Genomic DNA, 1177 nt, shown 5'->3' with positions numbered 1-1177 from the left:
CTTCTCTCAGCGAGTAGAACATCACCAAATTAAATATCGTAATAACCGACATGAATCAGATCACGGAAAACTAAAGCGACTTATTAATCCAGCTAGAGGGTTTCAATCCATGAAAACGGCTAATGCCTCCATTAAAGGGTTTGAAGTGATGCGAATGTTTAAAAAAGGACAATTTAATATTTGGATGTATGGCAATCGGAATGAGGTGTCATTTATTAACCAGTTATTTCATGTATATAGCTGAACTACGCCCTGAGTTTGTGTTTTTGTAGCTTTTATATTTTTTGCAACGCAGCCGAAAAATCACCATGCAGGGGGAAGAAACAAAGCCTAGCCTAATCATGATCTATTTGGGCTATATTTGACCGCTTGGGGGTATCTGAACAAGACTTAAAATTACCTGGTTCAGAATATAATCATTAAAAATTGAAGACAAACTCCGTTGCGAGACATACCTGTCCAATGAATAGATAGATTTATTCCAGTATTCTCGCTTTATTTCTATACCCAACAAATACTCGATAGCATTCAGCAATGATTTAAACTGGAAGTGTAATAAAATAATGATAAGCTTCTATGGTCTTTGAAGTCCAATAATGGGAATAGGGTTCATGTCCGAATCTACAGCCACCATTGTGAACTTTCCTTCTGTACATAGTTTACGCTCGCCAGTTATCAAGATTTCAGAAAACATTTTCACGTCAACAGTTAGACTTGTTTTGCCATGCCTCTCAACGACAGCAACGAGATCGATGAGTTCACCGACTTTGACTGGAACTTTAAACTCTATCTTATCACTTGCAACGGTGACAACAGTAGATCGAGTGAAGCGGGTTGCCGCGATACTTGCTGCCATATCCATCCACTCCAAAGCGTGTCCGCCAAAAAGCGTCCCGACATGATTTACCTGATTTGGGAAAACAATCTGCATCATACGCGTTTCCATTGCTGTGTTTTGGTTCATTATTAATCCGATAGAATTTTAATTAAGAATATAGTGTAACTGAAATTCTAGTTTAATGGGATTATGCTCAGTTTGAGCTAGATAACGTACCGGCCTGTTGTAAAAGATGCGCTATTTTTGATCATGCAATGTGATATAACTGAAAACAAAAGAAAATTAACAAGTCTTTTAATATTAATCACTACAGCATCTATGTAGGCCTGGATCTGCATA

General features: G+C 37.6%; 2 protein-coding genes. One reads left to right on the top strand and one right to left on the bottom strand.

Features of this window, described 5'->3' with window-relative positions; translation table 11 throughout:
* Positions 1–244: DDE-type integrase/transposase/recombinase (locus EKG34_RS18090; protein WP_130560104.1), on the top strand; the 244-nt coding region annotated here is incomplete at its 5' end.
* 330 nt (positions 245–574) lie between these two features.
* On the opposite strand, the gene EKG34_RS18085 is transcribed toward EKG34_RS18090, so the two are convergent.
* A complete protein-coding gene (locus EKG34_RS18085) occupies positions 575–934 on the bottom strand; it encodes an acyl-CoA thioesterase (RefSeq protein WP_223800085.1) in 360 nt (119 codons plus the stop codon).
* Positions 935–1177 lie beyond the last annotated feature (243 nt).

This window comes from Legionella longbeachae (genome assembly GCF_004283175.1).
Classification (GTDB): Bacteria; Pseudomonadota; Gammaproteobacteria; order Legionellales; family Legionellaceae; genus Legionella; species Legionella longbeachae.
The sequence above is the reverse complement of the archived record's forward strand: the minus strand, read 5'-3'. Positions and strand labels throughout refer to the sequence as shown.